This is a genomic window from Variovorax paradoxus (genome assembly GCF_022009635.1).
Lineage (GTDB): Bacteria > Pseudomonadota > Gammaproteobacteria > Burkholderiales > Burkholderiaceae_C > Variovorax.
The window spans coordinates 4,765,303-4,786,283 of the sequence record NZ_CP091716.1 but is presented as its reverse complement, the minus strand read 5'-3'; the positions used below and the strand labels follow the sequence as shown (position 1 = coordinate 4,786,283).

The following is a 20,981-nucleotide window of genomic DNA, read 5'->3' as shown; positions in this document are numbered from 1 at the left end:
TCAGCCCGCCTTGCGGAATGTGAGGTTGATGCGCTGCGCGCCCAGCAGCGGGTGCGGCGCTTCCTTCAGCGGCAGCACGCCGTGGTAGCGCAGCCGGTCTTCGCCGCCCCACACCACCACGTCGCCATGCACGAGCGGCACGCGTACGGTCTTGTCACCGCGCGCCAGTCCGCCGAACAGGAACACGGCCGGCATGCCGAGCGAGACCGACACGATCGGCGCGCCGTAGTCATGCTCGTCCTTGTCCTGGTGCAGCGACAGCCGCGCACCCGGCGCGTAGCGGTTGACCAGACAGGCGTCGGGCGCGAATCCGTCGAAGCCGGCTTTCGCGGCGGCCTCGCGCGCGAGCAGTGCGAGGGGCTCCGGCATCGCGGGCCAGGGCAGGCCGCTGTCGGGGTCGAAGGGGCTGTAGCGGTAGCCGCGCCGGTCGCTGGTCCAGCCGAGCGCACCGCAGTTGGTGAGCGCGACGGACATGGTGAAGCCGCCCGGCGTGACCAGATGCCGAAATGGCGCACGCGCTTCCACCGCGCGGATCGCGGGCAGCAACTCATCGACGAAAGGCAGCGCGAAGCCGGGCAGCACGAAGGCGCCGGGGCCGAGCGGTTCGCGTTCTTGGCGGGGCGGGTCGTCGAACAAAGCGAGCGTCGTCGTCATGCCGCCCATTCTCGCCAGCACGGCGCGCGGCGCTTGCAGGCAGGCGCCTTGCATTCAACTTGTCACAAATCGCCACTAGCATCCGCTCGACAAAAAGTAGTACGTCCACGGCGGTTCTCGCTGCTGGCAATTTCCATTTCGTGACAGGACCCGGCATGTTTCGCGTTGCTCGGTCGCGGTGGGTTTGTGTCTTGACCTTGATCTTCGGAATCCTGTCCCTTGCTGCATCCCTTGCCACGGCCGATTCGTCCGTCCGGCCGCCGGACGCGGCAAGGCCGATGAAATTCGACATTCCCGCGCAGCCGCTGGCAGCCGCCCTGCAGGCGTTCGCGCAAGCGACGGGGCAGTCGGTTTTCTTCGACGGGCAACTGGCGGCGGGGCTCGAATCGGCGCCGGTGCAAGGCGAGCTGGCGCCGCGCGACGCATTGCAGCGCCTGCTGGCCGGCACGCGGCTCGCGGCGCGCTATGCCGACGAGACCACCTTCACCCTGGTCGAGACCGAGGCGGCGCCACTGCCCGCGCCCATGCCTCCCGCCGCGCCGACCGACGCGGCGGCGGTGCCCGACGACGGCAACGCGCGCATCGTGCAGCAGGCAGTGGAACGCACGCTGTGCCGCTGGCCGCGTGCCCAGCCTGGCAGCTACCGCGCGTTGCTGCAGCTGTGGGTCGGCCCGGCCGGCCATGTGCGGCGCACGCGCATGCTGACCTCCACGGGCATCGCCCAGCGCGATGCGGCGCTCGAGGCCGCCATGAGCTCGCTGGTGCTCACCCCGCCGGCCGACGGCGCCACCGACGAGCCGCTCACCATCCTGCTGCTGCCCAGCACGGGCGTCAGCACCGACATCTGCGCGGGCGTCACGCCGCGCGCGGCTTCCTGAGCGAACAGGCCGTGGACTCGAAGGACACCCCCGGTTTCCTGCGCGGCCTGCTGACGAGCCGGTATGTCGACTTTCGCAACCGGCTGCGCCGCCGCTTCGGCTCCGACGACGTGGCCGACGACGTGCTGCACGAGACCTGGTTGCGCGTGAACCGCATGAGCGACCCCGGCCCGGTGGCCAGCCCGATGGCCTACCTGCTGCGCATCGCGTCGAACGTGGCGGAAGACAGGCGCATCGCCAACGGGCGGCTGCTCGATTTCGTCGAGGTCGAGGAGCTGCTGCACTTTGCCGACGACAGCCGCGACCCGGCGCGCGTGTCGGAGGCGCGCAGCGAGGTGCAGGCGCTGGAGCGCGCGCTCGAAGAGCTGCCGCGGCGCCGCCGCGAGATCTTCCTGGCCTCGCGCGTGGACGAGACGCCGCACAAGGACATCGCGCTGCGTTACGGCGTGTCGGTGCGCATCGTCGAGCGCGAGGTGAAGGCCGCGCTGGTGCATTGCGCGGGCCGTTTGGGGCGCGATGTGATCCAGAGGTTCGGTCCCGGGGCCGGAAAACAGTCATTGATAGAAGAATGACGACCATGACCACCCCGTCCGACGACCGCGCCGACCTGGAAGCCCAGGCGCGGGACTGGCTCGTGCGCCTGACCTCGGGCCGCGCAACCACGGTCGACGCACAAGACTTCAAGCGCTGGTGCGGCCGCAGCCCGCTGCACGCTCAGGTAATGGCCGAGACCTCCCGGCTGTGGGACGCGACCCGGCCCGCCGCCGAGGCGGTGGCGCAGCGCATGCGCGCGGCCGAAGCGTCGCCGCGTGCCGCGGTGGCGGCCATTGCGCATCCGGGGCGCCGCTATTTCCTGGGCGCCGCGCTGGCCGCCGGCGCCGCTGCCTTCGTCGTGGTGCGCCCGCCCGCCAGGCTGTGGCCCGCGCTGTCCGACATGACGGCCGACTACAGCACCGCCACCGGCGAGCAGCGCCAGGTGGTGCTGGCCGATTCCGTGGTGGTCGAGATGAACACCCAGACCAGCTTCAACCTCGCGCGCGGCGCCGAGGGCGAGCCCGCCGCGCTCGACCTGCTGGCGGGCGAGGCGCAGGTGCTCCTGAATACCGCGCGCGCCGCGCCGTTCACGCTGACGGCCGGCGGCGGCAAGCTGGTGGCCGCCGCGGGCAGCCGCTTCAACGTGCGCGCCACCGGCTCCGAGGTGTGCGTGACCTGCCTGGCCGGCTCGGTCGAGCTGAACTACGGCGGCCGCGTGCTGGTGGCCGCCGAGTCGCAGCAGATCAACTACGGCGGGCGCCGCGCCGAGCTTGCGCGCAAGCCCGACCTCTCGGTCGTGAACGCATGGCGCGACCGTGTGCTGGTGTTCAACGACACGCCGCTGTCGGCCGTGGTGGAAGAAATCAACCGCTACCGCCCGGGCCGGCTGATCGTCACCAACGCCGAGCTGGGCCGCCGCAAGGTGCAGGCGCGGTTGCGGCTGGAGCAGCTCGCGCGCGTCGAGACGCTGATCGGCGCCAGCTACGGCGCCAAGGTCACCACGCTGCCGGCCGGCATCGTGCTGCTCGGCTGACGCTTCGGCATTCGGAAAACACGCGCATGCCCGCTTGCATGCGCTTCATGACACGGCTGTGAAAAACACGCCGCTTCGCACCCCGCAGGAAATTTTTGCTGTCTTTTGCCGCGACCGTGTCGGTCGCGCCGGGCGAGCCCGGTCTCTTAACCAGAGCACGGCGCCGCAACGCCGCCGCGCCACGCAATCACGCGAACGGGTTTTCCTCTGGGGTATGAAATGAGCAAACAGACATTCCGCCGCGCACCGGTCGCGCACGCGGTCGCCATCGCACTGGCCATGGCGGGACTGGCCGGCAACGCACAGGCGCAGCGCGCATTCAGCGCCGCATGGATGGCGCAGAAGAACGTGGCGCAAGGCACCGCGGCGGCCACGGGCTACCTGCCCAACGGCACGCCGGCGTCGCTGCTGACGAACCCGCTCGCGCAGCAGCAGAAGGCCAACGAGCAGCTGCAGCGTTCCATCGGCAACCTCAACCTCGCGGCGCAGGCGATTGCCGCGCAGCAGGCGGCGCAGGCGGCCGCGCGGCAGGCCGCGATGAACGCCGGCACCGACGTGCCCGACGGCCTGGCGGACGGCGGCCTGAAGGTCGACACCAACAGCCTCACGGCCGGCTGGCACAACGCGCTGGCGCCCAAGGCCGACAACGCCGGCGGTCGCAGCACGGTGACGGTGCAGCAGACCAGCGACAAGGCCATCCTGAACTGGGAGACCTTCAACGTCGGGCGCAACACCACGGTCGAATTCAAGCAGCAGGCCGACTGGGCCGTGCTCAACCGCGTGAACGACCCGGCGGCGCGGCCTTCGCGGATCCAGGGGCAGGTCAAGGGCGACGGCACCGTGCTCATCGCCAACCGCAACGGCATCGTGTTCAGCGGCACCAGCCAGGTCGACACGCGCAACCTGGTGGCCGCCGCCGCGCATATTTCCGACGCGCAGTTCGGTGCCAACGGCATCTATTCGAACGGCACGACGCCCACCTTCAGCAACGCGCAAGGCAAGGTGGAAGTGCAGGCGGGCGCCCGCATCGCCACGCGGGCCCCGACGATTTCGACCGACGGCGGCGGCTACGTGCTGCTGGTCGGCCAGGAAGTGCACAACGCCGGCGACATCGCCACGCCAAGGGGCCAGGCGGCGCTTGCCGCGGGCGACAGCTTCCTCATCAAGAAGGGTTCGGGCACCGGCGGCAACCAGGCCTCCAGCACCCGCGGCAACGAGGTCACGCCGCAGTTCAACACCGACAGCCTCGCGGGCAAGGTCACCAACACCGGGCTGATCGTCGCGCGCGAAGGCGACGTGACGATGGCCGGGCGCGACGTGCGGCAAAACGGCGTGGCCGTTGCCACCACCACGGTCAACACGCGCGGCACGGTCCATCTCAATGCGCTGGGCGCGGACGGCAAGGTCACGCTCGGCCCGGGCGCCGCCACCGCCGTGGTGATCGAGGACGACGGGAAGACCACGGCGCTGAACAGCCAGCGCGACGGCCTGCGCGGGCCCGCGTTGCCCGAACCCAACCAGGACGTGTCGGCGGTGCGCGACCGGCGCGACCAGTCGCGCATCGAGATCGCCAGCAGCGGCACGGTCGACTTCCAGTCCGACTCGCTGACGCTGGCCACGGGCGGCCAGATCGCGGTCACGGCGGCCGCGCGCAGCCTGGTGCGCGACCGCGCGCGGATCGACGTCTCGGGCGCGGTGGGCGTGAACCTGGCGATGGAGAGCAACAACGTCAAGGTCAACGTGCAGGGCAACGAGCAGCGCGACGCGCCGCTCAACCGCGACGGCAAGAGCCTGAACAACCTCGACGTGTGGATCGACCGGCGAAGCCTGGTCCTGGTGCCCAAGGGCACCAACGGCTACGCCAGCGACCGCTGGTACACGGCGGGCGGTCTGCTGGAAGTGGGCGGCTATCTCGGCACCGAGGGCCACACCGCCAGCGAATGGATGGCGCAGGGCGGCACCGTCAGCTTCGGCGGCGCGGAGGTCGTCACCCAGGCGGGCTCCAACATCAATCTCTCGGGCGGCACGCTCAATGTGCAGACGGGCTTCATCCACCAGACCTGGCTCAAGGGCGCGGACGGGCGCCTCTACGAGGTGTCGAAGGCGCCGGGCGACCAGCGCTACGAAGGGCTCTACCGCGGCTTCGAGGACGAGCACAAGCGCTGGGGCGACAAGAACACGGGCTACTTCTACAACCCGCTGATCGGCCCGCAGAAGCGGCTGGAGAACGGCTACACCGTCGGGCGCGACGCGGGCAAGCTGGTCATTGCCACCGGCGCGGCGGTGCTCGAGGGAGACATCACCAGCGAAGCCTTCCAGGGCGCGCGGCAGACCCAGGCGCCGCAGGCGGACGTGGACGGCTACAACCAGTCGCACAACGCGGCCTCGCAGCGGGGCCAGCTCGTCATCGGCGACTACGTGCCGATGTTCGACCGGCGCACCGGTGCGCTGAACCATGTGCTGGTCGCCGCGCTGGACCGGGTGGAACTCAAGGAGACCGGCGAGCGCATCGCCGCCGCGCTGGACCTCGGCACGGCCCTGCCCGCCGAGCGCAAGGACAAGCTGGTGCTCGATACCGCGCAGCTCAACGGCATGGCGCTGGGCGCCGTGCGCATCGCCGCGCGCGAAAAGATCGAAGTCAACGCCGACCTGCGCGTGGCTTCGGGCGGCAACATCACGCTGTACGGCAACGACGTCGCGGTGCAGGCGAACCTGACGGCCCACGGCGGCAGCATGGCGCTGGGCAACGTGCTCTCCCAGGTGGGCGTCAGCGGCCGGGTCGACATGCTCGTCAACGCGGCCAAGCCCTTGGGCAACGTCACGCTGGCCGACGGCGTGACGCTGGACGCCAGCGGCCTGTGGAGCAACCTGGAGCTCGACCCGTTCGCGGAGAACGTCGCCTATGCGAGCGGCGGCAGCGTTGCGATCCGCGCCAGCGGCGACGTGGCGCTGCAACGCGGCAGCACGGTCGACGTGACCTCGGGCGCGGTCATGCGCATGGGTGGCAAGACGCAGGGCGGCAAGGGCGGCAGCGTGCGGCTGGCGACCACCACGCGCACGGGCAGCCTTCGACTCGACCCCGAAGCGCGGTTGCACGGCTACGGCGTGGCGGGCGGCGGCACGTTGTCGCTGGAGGCGGCCAAGGTGCTGATCTCCGACCAGGCGGGCGGCACCGACGCCGGCACGCTGGTGCTGGGCGGCAACTTCTTCGACAAGGGCTTCTCCGCCTACGAGGTCATCGGCGGCGACGGCCTGAGCGTGGCCGAGGGCACGCAGGTCGACGTGACCATGCCGGTGTACCGCTTCAGGGACGAAGCGCGCGGCGTGTCGACCGCCAGCGGTTCCGCGCAAGCCCTGGAGCTGTGGGCGCAGCCGCTCTACCTGGAAGACGCGGCCAAGGGCGTGCTGCTGCAGCGCAAGGGCGCGAGCCTGACCCTGCAGTCAGGCCGCAGCCTGCTCGGCGAGATCGATCCCCTGACCGGTTCGCTGCTCGTCGGGCGCGGTGCGCGCATCGAGGTCGATCCCGGGCAGACCATCGCGCTGCGAGGCGCGGGCCAGATCACCGTCGACGCGACGCTCGTCGCGCACGGCGGCAGCATCGACGTGCGCCAGCAGCAGTTCGGCCTGGTCGATCCGGCCCAGGAAACGCCGCAGGCCGACGGCAAGGTGCACACGCGCTCGATCTGGATCGGCGACAACGCCGTGCTCGACGTGTCGGGCCGCGCGCGCACGGCCGTCGACGTGCACGGCCGTAGCTACGGCGACGTGGATGCCGGCGGCAGCATCGTGATCGGTGGCGTGCTCGACCACGACCGCGCCATCGCCAGCTCGGCCGACGCCTACGTGATCGTGCGGCCGGGCGCCAGGCTCGACGCCTCCGGTGCGCAGGCGGCGCTCGACGTGCCGGGCCAGGGGCGCACGAACATCGCCACCGACGGCGGGCGCATCTCGCTGAGCTCGTACCTCGGCCTGTACATCGACGGTTCGCTGCGTGCGGCGGCCGGCGGCGCGGGCGCGGCGGGCGGCTCGCTGGACATCGCGCTCGAATCGCCGCTGTACCGGAGCACCGGCCTGAACCGGGCGCAGCAGGAGACCATCGTCCCGCGCGAGCTGACGCTGGTGCAATCGCAGGCGCCGCTGCTGGCGCAGGACCTGGCGCCCGGCCAGGCCGACGCGGCGCTGCGCTATGGCAAGACCCGGCTCTCGGCCGACCGGTTGAGCGCCGGCGGTTTCGACAACCTCGCGCTGCTGGCCAACGGCCAGTTGTCCTTCGACGGCGACGTGAGCCTGCGCATGGGCCAGAGCCTGTCGCTTTTCTCGAGTTCGCTCTCGCTCGCCGAGTCGTCCAGCGCCAATGCGCGCGTGCAGCTGGCGGCGCCCTACGTCAAGCTGTCGGGCACCGGCTTGTACTACTCGGCGGGCAGTGGCGCGGTGCGTCCCGGCATCCAGCACGGCATGACGCCGCTGGACTCCGAAGCGGCGTTCTCGGTGCAGGCGGGCCGGATGCTCGACCTGGGCAACGGCATTTCCTTCGGCACCTCGGGCAACTATGCCGAACACACCGAGTTCACGCCGGTGCGCGTCGAGCGGCGCGGCTTCGAGAACGTCGAGTTGGCAAGCGACGGCGACATCCGCTTCCTCGCGCCCAACAACGCCGATGCGCGCTCGCGCCTGTGGACGCGCGGCAGCCTCACGCTCGCCGCGGCGCAGCTCTATCCGGAGACCGGGGCCATCGCGCAGGTGAATGCGGGCTACCGCATGGACCCGGTGGTGCTCAGGCCGGTCTACGACCCTGGCAGCGTGCTGCGCATCGAGCGCCGCGGCGAGGCGCCGGCCGGCGTTCCCTATTCGGCCTTCGGGTCGCTGGAATTCGCCGCCGCGGTGATCGAGCAGGGCGGCGTGATCCGCGCGCCGCTCGGCAACATCACCCTGGGCACCGATAGCTCGCAGGGCACGAAGCGCGTGGCGCTGCTGCCTGGCAGCATCACGTCGGTTAGCGGCGCGGGGCTGGTCATGCCTTATGGCGGCACCACCGACGGCATTGCCTACCAATACGACGGCCGCCCGGCGGCGCTCAAGGGCGCCGACGGCGGCGCGGGCATCCGCCTGGGCGCCGAACTCGTGGACGTGCAGGCGGGCGCGCTGCTCGATCTTTCCGGCGGCGGCGAACTCACCGGCGCGGGCTTCGTGGCGGGCCGCGGCGGCTCGACCGACGCGCGCTTCCATCCGCTCATGCAGATCGGCGCCGACGGCCGCTTCTCGCTGCCCTCGCTGTCCACCAATGCGGTGTACGCCATCGTTCCCGGCGTGCAGCCGCTGGCCGCGCCGGCCGGCGGCCCGGCGGGCGCGTCGAAGGCGGGCATCGGGCGGCAGATCACCATCGGCGCCGGCGTGCCGGGCCTGCCCGCGGGCACCTACACGCTGATGCCGTCGACCTATGCGCTGCTGCCGGGCGCCTTCCGCGTGGAGCTCAACGGCGCCCCCGGAAGCAAGGGCGCCGGCGCGCAGCCGCTGGCGATGCGCAACGGTTCCTGGTCGAGCAGCGGCCAGCTGTCGGTGGCCGGCACGGGCCTGCGCGACAGCCTGTCCAGCCAGGTGATCCTGACGCCGGCCGCCGTGCTGCGCACCTATGCGCAGTACAACGAAACGAGCTATGCCGATTTCGTGCGCACCGACGCCGCGCGCCTGGGCGTGCCGCGCGCGGTGCTGCCGGCCGACGCCGGATCGCTGGCTTTCGTGCTGAGCAGAGGCAACGACGACGTGTCCCTGAACTTCGAGGGCCTGGCCCGCTTCCAGGCGGCGCAGGGCGGCCGCGGCGGCACGGCCATGGTGCTCGGCGTGAGCATCGAGGTGCTGGGCGCGGGCCAGCGCCATACGCCGGGCTTCGATGGCGCCTCGGTCCGTTCGGACACGCTCAACGCGCTCGGCGCCGGCCGGCTGGTGGTCGGCGCGACGCCGCTGGTGGTCTACGGCCAGCAGGGGCGCTATGTCACCTTCTCCTCGCCGGCCAGTGACGTGGTGCTGCGCGCGGGTGCTTCGCTGCAGGCGCCGGAGGTTTTCCTGGCAGGCCGCGACCTGGTCGTCGAGGCCGGCGCCGGCATCTCCACGCTGGGCCGGGGCGACGCGATCTACGACGCGTCCTCGGGCTTCGTCTACCAGCCCGGCACCACGAGCCTGCTGGCCGTGTCGAACGGCCGGCTCGACGTGCTGGCGCCGCAGGCGCCCGACATCGGCAGCACGGGCTCGATCCGCCTGGGCGTATGCGCGCTGCCGTCGTGCGACAGGAACAGCACTTTCTATTCGGAGGGCACGATCACGGCGGCCACCAACGGCGCCTTCGAACTCGACGAAGCCGCGCGCTACGGCACGCGCCACCTTGCGCTGGCGGTGAGCGGCGTGAACGCGGGCACCACGCAGTCGCTGGCCGACGCGCAGGCGCGCGGCGTGCTCGCCGGCGGCCTCACGCTGACGCAGGACCTGCTGCAGCGCCTGCTGAACGGCGACACCAGCATCGGCGCGCCGGCGCTCGAATCGCTCACGCTCACCGTGCGCGATGCCATCAACTTCTACGGCAGCGTCACGCTCGACACCATCGATCCGGCCACCGGCAAGTCGCGGGTCGACTCGCTGGTGCTCAGCACGCCCGCGATCTACGGCGCGGGCGGCGCGGGCGACGTGGCGACCATCCGCACGCAGAACCTGATCTGGAGCGGCGCGACCCAGCTTCCCGGCACGGTGATCGACGGCGGCGCGGGCACCGGCGGCGGCACGCTCGACATCCAGGCGGCGCGCATCGAACTCGGCGGCGCGCCCCATACCGTGAGCAACGGCCAGGACGACGATGCGCGCCTTGCGCTCGGCTTCGCCACAGTGAAGCTGGGCGCCAGCGAGCGCCTGAGCACCAACCGCAAGGGCAGCCTCTCGGTCTACCAGAGCCAGGGCGCCTATGAAGAAGGCAAGGGCTACGCCTACAGCGGCGGCAACCTGGAGATCACGACGCCGCTCGTCACGGGCGACGCGGGCTCGGTCGGCCGCATCACCGCCGGCGGCACCCTGCGCATCGGCGCTCCCGAAGGCGGCCGGCTCGACGCCGACGCGGCCAAACGGATCCAGGCACTGGGCGCGGACCTCGCGTTCAACGCGCGCAGCATCGTGCTGGACTCGGCCATCGTGCTGCCCAGCGGCAAGCTCGCGATGACGGCGCAGGACGATCTCACGCTGGCCGACCGCGCGCTCATCGATGTCTCGGGCCGCAAGCTGTCCTTCAACGACGTCGACAAGTTCAGCTGGGGCGGCGACGTCGGCCTCGAGAGCCAGGCCGGCGGCATCCGCCAGGCGGCGGGCGCCACCATCGACCTGTCGGCGCAGGGCAACCGCGCCGGCACGCTCAAGGCGGTGGCGCTCGGCGCGTCGGCCGGCGTGGTGGACCTGCAGGGCCGCATCCTCGGCGCGAGCAGCGGCCACTACGACGCGGGCGGCACGATGGTGCCGTTCAAGGCGGGCGGCGTGGACATCCGCGCGCAGCGCCTGGGCGACAGCGGCACGCTGAGCGACCAGTTCGCGGCGCTCAACCAGCGCCTGAGCGACGGCGCGGTGTTCGGCAGCCGCAGCTTCCAGCTGAAGCAGGGCGATCTCGTCATCGGCGCCGGCCTGAAGGCCGGCGAGGTGAATGTGTCCGTCGACAACGGCAGCCTCGCGGTGCTGGGCACCATCGACGCCAGCGGCGAGCGCGTGGGCAGCATCCGCCTGGCGGGCAGGAACGGCCTGACGATCGGCGGCGGTGCCTTGCTCGACGCGCACGGCACCGTGCTGCGCGTGGACAGCCGCGGCAAGATCATCGACGCGCCCAACCGCGCCATGGTCGAGCTCGACGGCGGCGACGGCGTGCTCACGCTGGCCGGCGGCGCGCGCATCGACCTGCGCCACGGCACCGGCGCCGCCGTCGGCAGCCAGCCTGGCCAGCACGACGGCCAGAAGCGCGGCACGCTGGAGCTGTACGCGGCGCGCACCGGCGAGACCAGCGGCGACATCCGCATCGACGCCAGCGGCAGCCTGGCCATCGACGGCGCGCGCTCCATCGCGGTCAACGCCGTCTGGCGCTACGACGACACCGACCCCCTGGCCGTCATCAAGGACGGGCTGGATTCCGTGAGCGGCCGTCCGTACCGCGAGATCACGCAGGCCTATCTGGACCACAAGCACGAACAGAGCACGAAGTTCATGGACGCGGCGCTCGCCAACGGCGCGCTGCTGCACGGCAAGCTCGCCGGTTTGAACAACGCCACCTATGCCGATGCGCTGCACCTGCGCCCCGGCGTGCAGATCGTCACCGACAAAGACCTGGTGGTGCAGGGCGACCTCGACCTGTCGGGCTACCGCTATGACAGCCTCAACCCGCGCACGCAGAAGACCGGCGTGTACGGCTCCGGCGAGGCGGGCAGCCTGGTGCTGCGCGCCGCGGGCAACATGGACATCTACGGCAGCATCAACGACGGCTTCGCGCCGCCGCCGCTCACGCCCGAGGAGAACGGCTGGGCGCTGGTGCCGGGCGTGCAGCCCTACAACGGCGACCTGGTGCTGCCGATCGGCGGCGTACGCCTGGCCGAGGGCACGACGTTTCCGTCGGGTGCCACGCTGAACTACGACCTGCCGATGCAGGCGCTCACGCTGGGCGAGGCCGTGCGCCTGCCCGCCGCCGGGGCACTGGCACAACCGTACACGGTGCCCGCGGGCACCGTGCTGTCCGGCGACGTGCGCGACGCCTCGGGCAACCTGCTGCATGCGCGCGGCACCTTGCTGAAGGAGGCCGTGGTGCTGCCCACGGGCACGCAACTGGGCGCCGGCATGGCGCTGCCCAAGGGCACCGCGCTGGCCGCCATGCGCTGGCCCAAGGGCGTGCCGCTGCCGGTCGCCTTCGAGAACGACGTCGCACGCCGCAACGTGCTGCTCGCCGGCACGCTCGAGCTGCAGCGCGGCGCGCTCATTCCGTCGACCACCAGGGTCGTGCTCGAGAGCGGCGTGGGCTACATCGAACTGCGCCCCGACAGCGACGGCACGCGCGGGCGCAACTGGGCGCTGGCACCGATGCTCGCGGCCGGCAGCGAGTCGTGGTCGGTGCGGCTGGTGGCCGGCGCCGACCTGGGCGCCGCCGACACGCGCATCGCGCTGGCCGGCGCCGGCAGCCTGCGCCTGGCCGACACGCACTACCGCGCCACCGTCACACAGGGCGGCGGCACGCTGGTCTGGTCGGAATTCAACAACTGGGGCATGCCCTCGGGGCAGCCGGTGACGCCGGACGAAGAGTGGCTGTGCGCGCTGCTCGACCCGAACGACTGCGTCAGCAAGAGCGGCATCGCATGGTCGCCCGGCAACGGCTTCGGCTTCCCGGGCGGCACACCGGTTCCCGAGGAGTACCTGCCGATCTGCACGTTCACGCCCGAGAACTGCATCGACTACGGCAGCGCGATGAAAACCCTCGCCGCCCACGGACAGGGCATGAGCGTGGTGCGCACCGGCACCGGCGACCTCGACCTGGTCGCCTCGGGCGACGTGGACGTGCGCTCGCTCTACGGCATCTACACCGCGGGCACGCAGTCCGCGGGTGTCGCGCCCCGCTACAACCAGGCGCGCGGCACCGCGCCGGGCGCCACCAGCGTGCTGGGCACCGGCGGCGCCGACTACGAATCGCTGGTGGCGGGCGACGCCCGCGCCTACCAGGCCTGGTTCCCCGAGGCCGGCGGCAACCTGCTGGTGCGCGCGGGTGGCGACATCACGAGCGACATGCTCACCCCGCTCAACAGCGACGTGGTGCAGAAGTCGAGCGTGGCGGTGGGCAACTGGCTCTGGCGCCAGGGCGACGGCAGCGCGCAGCTGCCGACCGCGTGGTGGATCAACTTCGGCAGCTACGCCGTCGACCCGAGCGGCACCCTGGGCGCCGACGTGAAGCCTTCGCTGGTTGGCTTCACCGGCTTCGGCACGCTCGGCGGCGGCAACGTGCAGGTGCAGGCCGGCGGCAACGCCGGCATGCTCGAGCGCAAGGGCACGGCGCGCAGCCAGGGACTGGTGGTGGCGGTCGGCAGCACCGGCCGCGTGGCCGACGACGGCAGCATCGTGCTCACCGGCGGTGGGGACATCGACGTGCGCATCGGCGGCGGCGTCAACAGCTCGCAGCTGGCGCGCGGCAACGCCAACGGCTCGGAAAAGCCGAACCACGACCTGCAGGGCGCGCTGGTCAACCTGCGCGGCGCCACGCAGCTGAGCGCCGCCTCGGTCGGCGGCATGATCCTGGGCGGGCGCGACATGAAGGACCCGCGCGCCTTCGACCCCTTCACCTCGAACCGCGCCGAATCGACCGGCGGCCTCGTGCTGATGCCCGGCGACTCGGCCATGCGCATCGACACCCTGGGCGACCTGGTGGTGGGCGGCGCCGGCGACCCCGGCCGGGTGCGCCTGATGAACAGCTCGCCCTTCGCGTCGTACGGCGGCGGCGGCCTGAGCTGGTTCTCGCTGTGGACCGGGCGCACCGCCATCGACCTGTTCTCGGCCGGCGGCAGCCTCACGCCCAGCACGCAGATGAGCGAGGGCACGTCCACCTCCATCGTCACCGGCACCAACGTCGCGCCCACCGACTTCCGCTTCGTCTACCCGGCGATCCTGCGCGCGGTGGCCGCGGGCGGCAGCATCTACAGCGGCTCCTCGGCCAATGACGGGGACGGGGGCACCAACGATTCCACCTCGCGGTTCTCGCTGCTGCTCGCGCCGTCGCGCAGCGGCCAGCTCGAGCTGCTGGCCGGCGACTCGATGTACATGGGCAACTACGCCATCAACCAGTCGGGCGCCGACCCGGCGCAGATGCCCGGTCCGCTGAAGCCCGCGTTCGTCGGCTTCAACGGCAACCAGCGCGTGGCCGACAACCTGGGGGCCGGTGGCCTGGAGGTGAACGCGCGCACCGACCCGTTCCGCCTGTTCGCTTTCGTCCCCGAGACCTATGCGCCCGGGGCGGCCGACGCGCCGCGCACGCCGGCGCGCTTCTATGCGCTGAACGGCGACATCGTCGGCCTGCGAAGCGGAGAGATCCTGCAGCGCAGGGACGGCGCGACCTGGTACGAGGCCGCCGCGCCGGCCTGGGTGATCGCGGGGCGCGACATCGTGAGCGCGGGCACCGGGCTCGGACAGCCCACCTCCCTGAGCCTGGGCACCGGCACGAAGAACGACGCGGACTCCAGCGGCAACCTGTCCGTCCACGGCCATGCGCAGGATGTCTCGCGCATGGTGGCGGGCCGCGACATCCTGTACAGCAGCTTCAACGTGGCCGGCCCCGGCACCCTGGAGATCACGGCGGGACGCAACATCGTCATGGAAGACCGCGCCGCCGTGGCCAGCCTGGGCCCGGTGACGCCGGGCGACAAGCGCCCCGGCGCCAGCATCGCGATGACGGCCGGCACCGGCGCGCAGGGCGCCGACTACGCCGGCTTCCTCGCGCGCTACCTCGACGCGGACCGCCGCGCCGAAAGCGGCACGCCGCTGGCCAGCCAGCCCGGCAAGGTCGTGAAGACCTACGAGGCCGAATTGTTTGCATGGCTGCGCGACGCGGACAACGGCCTGGGCTTCACCGGCACGGCGAGCGAGGCGCAGGCCTTCTTCGACGCATTGCCGGCCGAGCAGCAGCGCGTGTTCGCGCGGCAGGTGTACTTCTCCGAGCTGAAGGCCGGCGGGCGCGAGTACAACGACGCCGACGGCGCGCGCTACGGCAGCTACCTGCGCGGGCGCAACGCCATCTCGGCGCTGTTCCCCCAGGCCGATGCCGAAGGCAAGGCGATCAGCTACCGCGGCGACATCACGATGTACGGCTCGGCCGGCGTCAACACCCTGTTCGGCGGCGGCATCCAGATGCTGACGCCGGGCGGCATGCAGCTGTTCGGCGTCGAGGGCAATGCGCCGGTGGCCAAGGCCGGCATCACGCCCGGGGTCATCACGCAGGGCAAGGGCGACATCTCGCTGTACTCGCTGGGCAGCATCCTGCTGGGCCAGAGCCGGATCATGACCACCTTCGGCGGCCACATCCTCGGATGGTCGGCCGAAGGCGACATCAACGCCGGGCGCGGCTCCAAGACCACGGTGGTCTACACGCCGCCCAAGCGCGAGTACGACCAGTGGGGCAACGTGACCCTGTCGTCGAACGTGCCGAGCACCGGCGCGGGCATCGCGACGCTGGCGCCGATTCCGGAAGTGCCGGCCGGCGACATCGACCTGATCGCGCCGCTGGGCACCATCGACGCGGGCGAGGCGGGCATCCGCGTGTCGGGCAACGTGAACCTCGCGGCCCTGCAGGTGGTCAACGCGGCCAACATCGCGGTCAAGGGCGAGTCGGTGGGCATCCCGACGATCGCGGCGGTGAACGTGGGCGCGCTCACCAACGCCAGCGCCGCCGCATCGCAGGCGGCGGTTGCCGCGCAGGACGTGCTGCAGCGCGAACGCGCGGCCACGCGGCAGAGCCTGCCGTCGGTGTTCACCGTGCGGGTGCTGGGCTTCGGCAGCGAAGGCGACGGCGCCGCCGCGCCCGCCGAGCCGCGCGCGGCGGCCACCAGGGTCGGCTACGACGTGAACAGCCCGGTGCAGGTGCTGGGGCGCGGGGCGCTGCCGGAGGCGCAGAAGGCGAAGCTCACGGCGCGGGAGCGGCAATTGCTGGGGCAGTGAACGCGACGGCCGGGAGCGCCTTGCCAGGCTCCCGGCCGCGTGCTTTACATGAAGTTTTTATGACAAACGGCAGTCCTGCGTGCCGGATTCCGTCTTGGTTTGCAGAGCCCGCAACTGCCTTCATGCCGTCCGTTCACCATTTCATCCGCGCCTGTTTGTGCCTGTGGCTGTTCGCGGCATCGACCGCGGCGCTCGCGGACGGCGGCATCCTTCCGCCCGAGGCCAGCGCCAGCGGCGTCTTCCTGAACGAAGCCGGCGACGTGCTGACCGCGCGGCACGCGGTGGCCGATTGCCGTTCGCTGTTCGCGCTCAAGGGCGGCCATGTGTCGCAGGCCGGCGTGGTCGCCGAGAGCGCGGAACTCGATCTCGCCGTGCTGCGCACCACGCTCAAGCCGTACCTGAGCGCCACGCTGGCGCTGGGCGATGTGCTGCCCACGCAAAGCGTCGGCGTGTTCACCGAGGCCTATGCGGTGCTGAAGAACCTGCCCGACCGCGCCGCCTTGCTCAGCAATGCCATGACCGTGCCCGGCGCGGAGGGCCTGCAGCTGCTCTCGGGCGTGAAGCCCGGTGCCAGCGGCAGCGCGGTGCTCGGCGCCGACGGCCTGTTGCTGGGCGTGGTGGTGGAGCGCGTGGCGGCCGCGCCGCATGCGGGCGGCATGGTGCTGAGCCGCGCGGCCACGGCCAGCGGCGTGACCGGCGCCACGCAGGTGCGGGCGGTGCCGGCATCGCGGGTGCGGCAGTTCCTGCAGCGTCACGGCATCGCCTTCGCGGCCAGCGACAGTCCGCAACTGAGCCCGATGCAATCGCCCGCCGCACGGGCGTCGACCCTGTCGGTCGGCGTGCTGTGCGGCTGAGCTTCCCTTACAGAGAAATCAATGAACGCTCCTGCTTCTTCTCCTAAAACAACGCCTCGCTGGGGCCGCCTGCGCCTTGCGCTCGGCTGGCTCGGCCTGGGCCTTGCCAGCGCCACCGCGCCGGTCGCCGCCACCGCGCAGACGCAGCAGCAGGTGCCGCAGCACTGGATCAGCTACGCCAACCTGGCGGGCAACCAGCTGCAGTCGTCGCTGAGCGACCCCGCCAACGACACCGTGGTGCGCCTGCACGCCTGGATGCAGGAACGCATGCTGAAGGAAGGCCAATCCGCGCCGCCCGCCCCGGTGGTGGTGCGCGTGTGGGTCGCGCCCAGCGGCAAGGTCGACCGCGTGGCCTTCGATTCGCTGGGCGACGCGCAGGCCGACACCGACCTGCGCACCTTGCTCACCGCGCAGCCGCTGGCAGAGCCGCCGCCGCGCGACATGCGCCAGCCGATGGTGCTGCAACTCACGCTGAGCTTCGTCACCAACACCTGACATGGGCAAAAGCGTGCCTGCCCGGCTGGCCGCCCTGGTGACGGCCGCGGCCTGCCTTGCACCGGGGCTGCCGCTGCATGCGGCGATGCCCTGGCCGGCCTCGGGCCTGTCGCAGCTCGTCAAGGCCTACGGGCCGGCGGTGGTGCACATCGGCGTGGAGCGGCCCTCGGCGCCGGCGCGCCGCTTCAGCGACCGCTGGCTGCTGCGCGTGCCGGGCCAGTTGCCGCAGCCGCAGGCCGAGGGCGACGAGAGCAGCCTGGGCACGGGCTTCATCGTCAGCGACGACGGGCTCATCCTGACCAACGCGCACGTGGTCGCGCGCGGCACGCAGATCAACGTGAAGCTGCCCGACCGGCGCGAGTTCAAGGCGCGCCTGGTTGGGCTCGACGCAGTGGCCGACGTGGCGCTGCTCAAGATCGACGCGGCCGGCCTGCCCACCGTGCGCATCGGCGATCCGTCGGGCGTGGAGCCGGGCGACGGCGTGGTGGCCATCGGCTCGCCCTACGGTTTCGGCAATTCGGTCACCGCGGGCATCGTGAGCGCCAAGGGGCGGCTGCTGCCGGGCGCCGAATACATGCAGTTCCTGCAGACCGATGTGCCGATCAACCCCGGCAACTCGGGCGGGCCGCTGTTCAACCTGCGCGGCGAAGTGATCGGCATCAACTCGCGCATCTACAGCAGGAGCGGCGGCTACCAGGGCCTGTCTTTCGCGATTCCCATCGACGCGGCCATGCGCATCAAGGACCAGCTGCTGTCCACCGGCACGGTCACGCGCGGGCGCATCGGCGTGTCGGTGCAGGAGGTGGGGCAGGCGCTGGCCGACACCTTTCGCCTGCCGCGACCGGCCGGCGCGCTGGTCAACTACGTGGAGCCGCGCGGCGCGGCCGACAGGGGCGGGCTCAAGCCGGGCGACGTGATCCTGTCGGTGCAGGGCCGCGAGGTGGTGCAGGCGGCCGATGCGCTGGGCTTCATCGCCGAGCAGGCGCCGGGCGAGAACATCCGCCTGCGCGTGTGGCGCGAGCGTGCCGAGCAGATGCTCGAAGTGCGGGTGGAAGGCTTCGACACGCCGCGCCTGCAGGCCGACGCGGCGCAGGCGCCCTCGGCCCCGTCGCGGCTGGGCTTCGCGGTGCGGCCGCTGGCGCCGGCCGAGCGGCAGTTCCTGCGCGTGGACGGCGGCCTGCTGGTGCAGCGCGTGAACGCGGCGGCCTCGCGCGCGGGCGTGCAGCCGGGCGACCTGATCCTGGCGCTCAACGGCCAGCCCATCGACAGCGCCGAGGCACTGGTGCAGGAACTCGACGTGGCGGACGGCTCGGCGGCGCTGCTGGTGCAGCGCGGCAGCACGCGCATCTTCGTGCCGATCTGCGCGCGGGCGGGGCAGTCGAGCTGCTGAGGCCACAGCGGGAGCGCCGTCGGCGGTCGGCGGCGCGAGTCATTCGAGCGTCACGAAGCGGCCATAGCATCCCGCTTCCACATGCCCCCCGGGCGGCGGCCTACGCCGGGCGTATCGAACTCATGCGGCATGAACCTCCCTTTCTTCTCCCTCTGGCAAGCCTTGCGCTCGCGGTCTGCATGACCCTGACGGGCGCGGATGCGCGCGCGCAGCAGGAAGAAACCGCGGCCGCAAGCAATGCGCGCGTGGCCTTCGACATTCCGCGCCAGCCGCTGCACGCGGCGCTCGAGCAATACGGCCTGCGCACCGGGCTTCCGGTGTTCTTCGATGCGGTGCTGGTGGCGGGGCGCGAATCGAACGGCGTGCACATGACGGCCACGCCGGCCGAGGCGCTGCGCATGCTGCTGCAGGGCACGGGCCTCGTTGCCGACTACACCGGCACCGGATCGACGGCCGCCTTCGTGCTCAAGCCCGTGCCTGCCGAGGCAGTGGCTCAGGCGGCGGGCACATCGCCCGAAGCAACCGACGCCGCAAGGCCAGCCACATCGGCGGACCGCAGCTACGACGGCCTCGTGCAAACGCGCATCTGGGAAGCCTTCTGCGGCAACCCGCGCACCGCACCCGGCGGTTATCGCGCCGCGATGCGCTTCGTGATAGACGGCACCGGCCGCATCGCCAACGCCTTCCTGCTGCACACCAGCGGCGACCGTGCGCGCGACGGCGCCATCCTCGAGACCCTGCGGCAGATCCGCATCGACCGTGCGCCGCCGCCCGACATGCTGCAGCCGTTCACGATGCTGATCCTGCCGCGCTCGCAGACGCCGGGGCTCGAATGCCCGGCGCGCCGCTGAGGCCGCCATGCCCGAGAACGCGCTGCCGGCCCTGCGCAACTTCCTGGTCTCGCGCTATGACGAGCTCAAGCAGCGGCTCGCGCGCCGGCTCGGCAATTCAGACCAGGCGAGCGATGCCCTGCAGGACACCTGGCTGCGCCTCGAAAGCCGCGACGACATCGACGGCGTGCGCGACCCGGCGTCCTACCTGCTGCGCGTGGCCGTCAACCTGGCCTACGACCAGCTCGGCAAGCAGGGCCGGCTGGCCACCCCGGAAGAGATCGACGCGCTGCTCGAAGACGCGCCCGACCCCGCGCCCGGCCCTTCGCAGATTGCCGAAGACCGCTCCGAGATGGCCGCGCTCGCGGCGCTCATCGCGCGCATGCCGCCGCGCCGACGACAGGTGCTGGTGATGGTGCGCTGGGAGCATCTGCCGCAGCGCGAGGTAGCCGCGCGGCTGGGCATTTCTCTTCGCACCGTGGAGAAAGAGCTGAAAGACGCCCACGACTTCTGCGCGGCCCGCATGGGCCGTCCGCTGGCCGCGCCGGAGGCCCATGAAAAATAAAATGCGGTTCCCCGCGACCAGAGCCGTCTTATGGATATGAACATCCGAGCCGAGCCCGACCAGACCGCCCAGGTCCAGCGCGAAGCGCAGGCCTGGCTGCGTCGTCTCGCGTCCGGCGAGGCCACGCAGCGCGACGTCGAGGGCTTCCGCCGCTGGCAGGAAGCGAGCGAGCTGCATGCGCGAGCTTTTGCCGAAGCCAGGCGGCTGTGGAAGGCGCTCGATCCGGCCATCGGCCAGATGATGGCGGCGCAGCCCGCGCTGTTGGCCGAGCACCGGCAGGCTGTGCAGCAAACGGCGCGGCGCCCGGTGCTCGCGCGCCGTGCTTTCCTGGGCGCCGCGGTGAGCGCGGCCGGCGTGGCGGGTGTTGCCGCGGCGGTGTATCCGCCGTTCGCGCTGTGGCCCTCGGTCAGCGAGTGGAACGCCGACATCCGCACCGCCACCGGCGAGCAACGTGCCGTGGTGCTGGTCGACGGCGTGGACCTCATGCTCAACACGCAGACCAGCGTTCAGCGCCAGACGCTCGACGGCCGCACGGTCGGCATCGACCTGATCGCGGGCGAGACGGCGGTCGATATTTCTTCCGCGCAACAGCCGTTCCGCGTGGTCGCGGGCGCCGGCCGCAGCGAGGCGCGGGCGGGCCGCTTCGAAGTGCGTTTTCTCGAAGGCAGCGCCTGCGTCACCTGCATCGAAGGCAGCGTGCGCGTGACGCATGCCATGGGCGCGCGCACGCTGCAGGCCGGTCAGCAGGTGGTGTACGACGCGGCATCGATCGGCGGCGCCACCGGTGTGCAGGGCGCCGACGTGTCGGCCTGGCGCACCGGCGTGCTGGTGTTCCGGCAGACGCCGCTGGCGCACGTGGTGGCGGAAATCAACCGCTACCGGCCGGGCCGCGTGGTGCTGCTGGCGCGCGGGCTGGCCGACCGCGCGGTGAGCGGGCGGTTTGCCATCGCTTCGCTCGACACGGTGCTGGTGCAGATCCAGCGTTCGTACGACCTTTCGGCGCGCTCGCTGCCGGGCGGCGTCCTGGTCCTTAGCTGACGTTTGTGACAGCT

General features: G+C 71.7%; 11 protein-coding genes. 10 read left to right on the top strand and 1 reads right to left on the bottom strand.

Going from position 1 to position 20,981, the window contains the following annotated elements; genetic code table 11:
- Positions 1-654 carry a DNA oxidative demethylase AlkB gene (gene alkB / locus L3V85_RS22140; RefSeq protein WP_237674853.1) on the bottom strand — a complete coding sequence of 218 codons (654 nt, stop codon included), beginning with the start codon at positions 652-654 and terminating at the stop codon, positions 1-3.
- 278 nt (positions 655-932) lie between these two features.
- Between alkB and L3V85_RS22135 the strand changes: the two genes are divergently transcribed.
- The 10 genes from L3V85_RS22135 to L3V85_RS22090 all read left to right on the top strand — a co-directional run bounded on the left by L3V85_RS22135 (position 933) and on the right by L3V85_RS22090 (position 20,967).
- On the top strand, positions 933-1,532 hold the full coding sequence (locus L3V85_RS22135; RefSeq protein WP_237674852.1) for an STN domain-containing protein: 600 nt from the start codon (positions 933-935) through the stop codon (positions 1,530-1,532).
- 11 nt (positions 1,533-1,543) lie between these two features.
- Positions 1,544-2,104, top strand: coding sequence for an RNA polymerase sigma factor (locus tag L3V85_RS22130; RefSeq protein WP_237674851.1), 561 nt, complete (start codon positions 1,544-1,546; stop codon positions 2,102-2,104).
- 5 nt (positions 2,105-2,109) lie between these two features.
- A complete protein-coding gene (locus tag L3V85_RS22125) occupies positions 2,110-3,099 on the top strand; it encodes a FecR family protein (protein ID WP_237674850.1) in 990 nt (329 codons plus the stop codon).
- A 219-nt stretch (positions 3,100-3,318) separates the two neighbouring features.
- Positions 3,319-15,795, top strand: a complete 12,477-nt coding sequence (locus L3V85_RS22120; protein WP_237674849.1) for a filamentous haemagglutinin family protein — start codon at positions 3,319-3,321, stop codon at positions 15,793-15,795.
- Positions 15,796-15,917: 122 nt separating this feature from the next.
- Positions 15,918-16,649, top strand: a complete 732-nt coding sequence (locus tag L3V85_RS22115; protein ID WP_237674848.1) for a S1 family peptidase — start codon at positions 15,918-15,920, stop codon at positions 16,647-16,649.
- A gap of 21 nt (positions 16,650-16,670) precedes the next feature.
- Positions 16,671-17,144 (top strand): YbaB/EbfC family DNA-binding protein, encoded by a 474-nt coding sequence (locus L3V85_RS22110; RefSeq protein WP_237674847.1) that lies wholly within the window; start codon positions 16,671-16,673, stop codon positions 17,142-17,144.
- 1 nt (position 17,145) lies between these two features.
- Positions 17,146-18,534, top strand: a complete 1,389-nt coding sequence (locus tag L3V85_RS22105) for a Do family serine endopeptidase (protein ID WP_237674846.1) — start codon at positions 17,146-17,148, stop codon at positions 18,532-18,534.
- 179 nt (positions 18,535-18,713) lie between these two features.
- Positions 18,714-19,385, top strand: coding sequence for a TonB C-terminal domain-containing protein (locus L3V85_RS22100; RefSeq protein WP_237674845.1), 672 nt, complete (start codon positions 18,714-18,716; stop codon positions 19,383-19,385).
- A 7-nt stretch (positions 19,386-19,392) separates the two neighbouring features.
- On the top strand, positions 19,393-19,929 hold the full coding sequence (locus tag L3V85_RS22095; RefSeq protein ID WP_237674844.1) for an RNA polymerase sigma factor: 537 nt from the start codon (positions 19,393-19,395) through the stop codon (positions 19,927-19,929).
- Between the two features lie 30 nt (positions 19,930-19,959).
- Positions 19,960-20,967 carry a FecR family protein gene (locus L3V85_RS22090; RefSeq protein ID WP_237674843.1) on the top strand — a complete coding sequence of 336 codons (1,008 nt, stop codon included), beginning with the start codon at positions 19,960-19,962 and terminating at the stop codon, positions 20,965-20,967.
- The last annotated feature ends 14 nt before the right edge of the window (positions 20,968-20,981 follow it).

What these genes read in the sequence shown, in the direction of transcription:
- alkB (WP_237674853.1), bottom strand. Translation starts at nt 654, where the DNA reads ATGACGACGACGCTCGCTTTGTTCGACGACCCGCCCCGCCAAGAACGC.
- L3V85_RS22135 (WP_237674852.1), top strand. Translation starts at nt 933, where the DNA reads ATGAAATTCGACATTCCCGCGCAGCCGCTGGCAGCCGCCCTGCAGGCG.
- L3V85_RS22125 (WP_237674850.1), top strand. Translation starts at nt 2,110, where the DNA reads ATGACCACCCCGTCCGACGACCGCGCCGACCTGGAAGCCCAGGCGCGG.
- L3V85_RS22120 (WP_237674849.1), top strand. Translation starts at nt 3,319, where the DNA reads ATGAGCAAACAGACATTCCGCCGCGCACCGGTCGCGCACGCGGTCGCC.
- L3V85_RS22115 (WP_237674848.1), top strand. Translation starts at nt 15,918, where the DNA reads ATGCCGTCCGTTCACCATTTCATCCGCGCCTGTTTGTGCCTGTGGCTG.
- L3V85_RS22110 (WP_237674847.1), top strand. Translation starts at nt 16,671, where the DNA reads ATGAACGCTCCTGCTTCTTCTCCTAAAACAACGCCTCGCTGGGGCCGC.
- L3V85_RS22105 (WP_237674846.1), top strand. Translation starts at nt 17,146, where the DNA reads ATGGGCAAAAGCGTGCCTGCCCGGCTGGCCGCCCTGGTGACGGCCGCG.
- L3V85_RS22100 (WP_237674845.1), top strand. Translation starts at nt 18,714, where the DNA reads ATGACCCTGACGGGCGCGGATGCGCGCGCGCAGCAGGAAGAAACCGCG.
- L3V85_RS22095 (WP_237674844.1), top strand. Translation starts at nt 19,393, where the DNA reads ATGCCCGAGAACGCGCTGCCGGCCCTGCGCAACTTCCTGGTCTCGCGC.
- L3V85_RS22090 (WP_237674843.1), top strand. Translation starts at nt 19,960, where the DNA reads ATGGATATGAACATCCGAGCCGAGCCCGACCAGACCGCCCAGGTCCAG.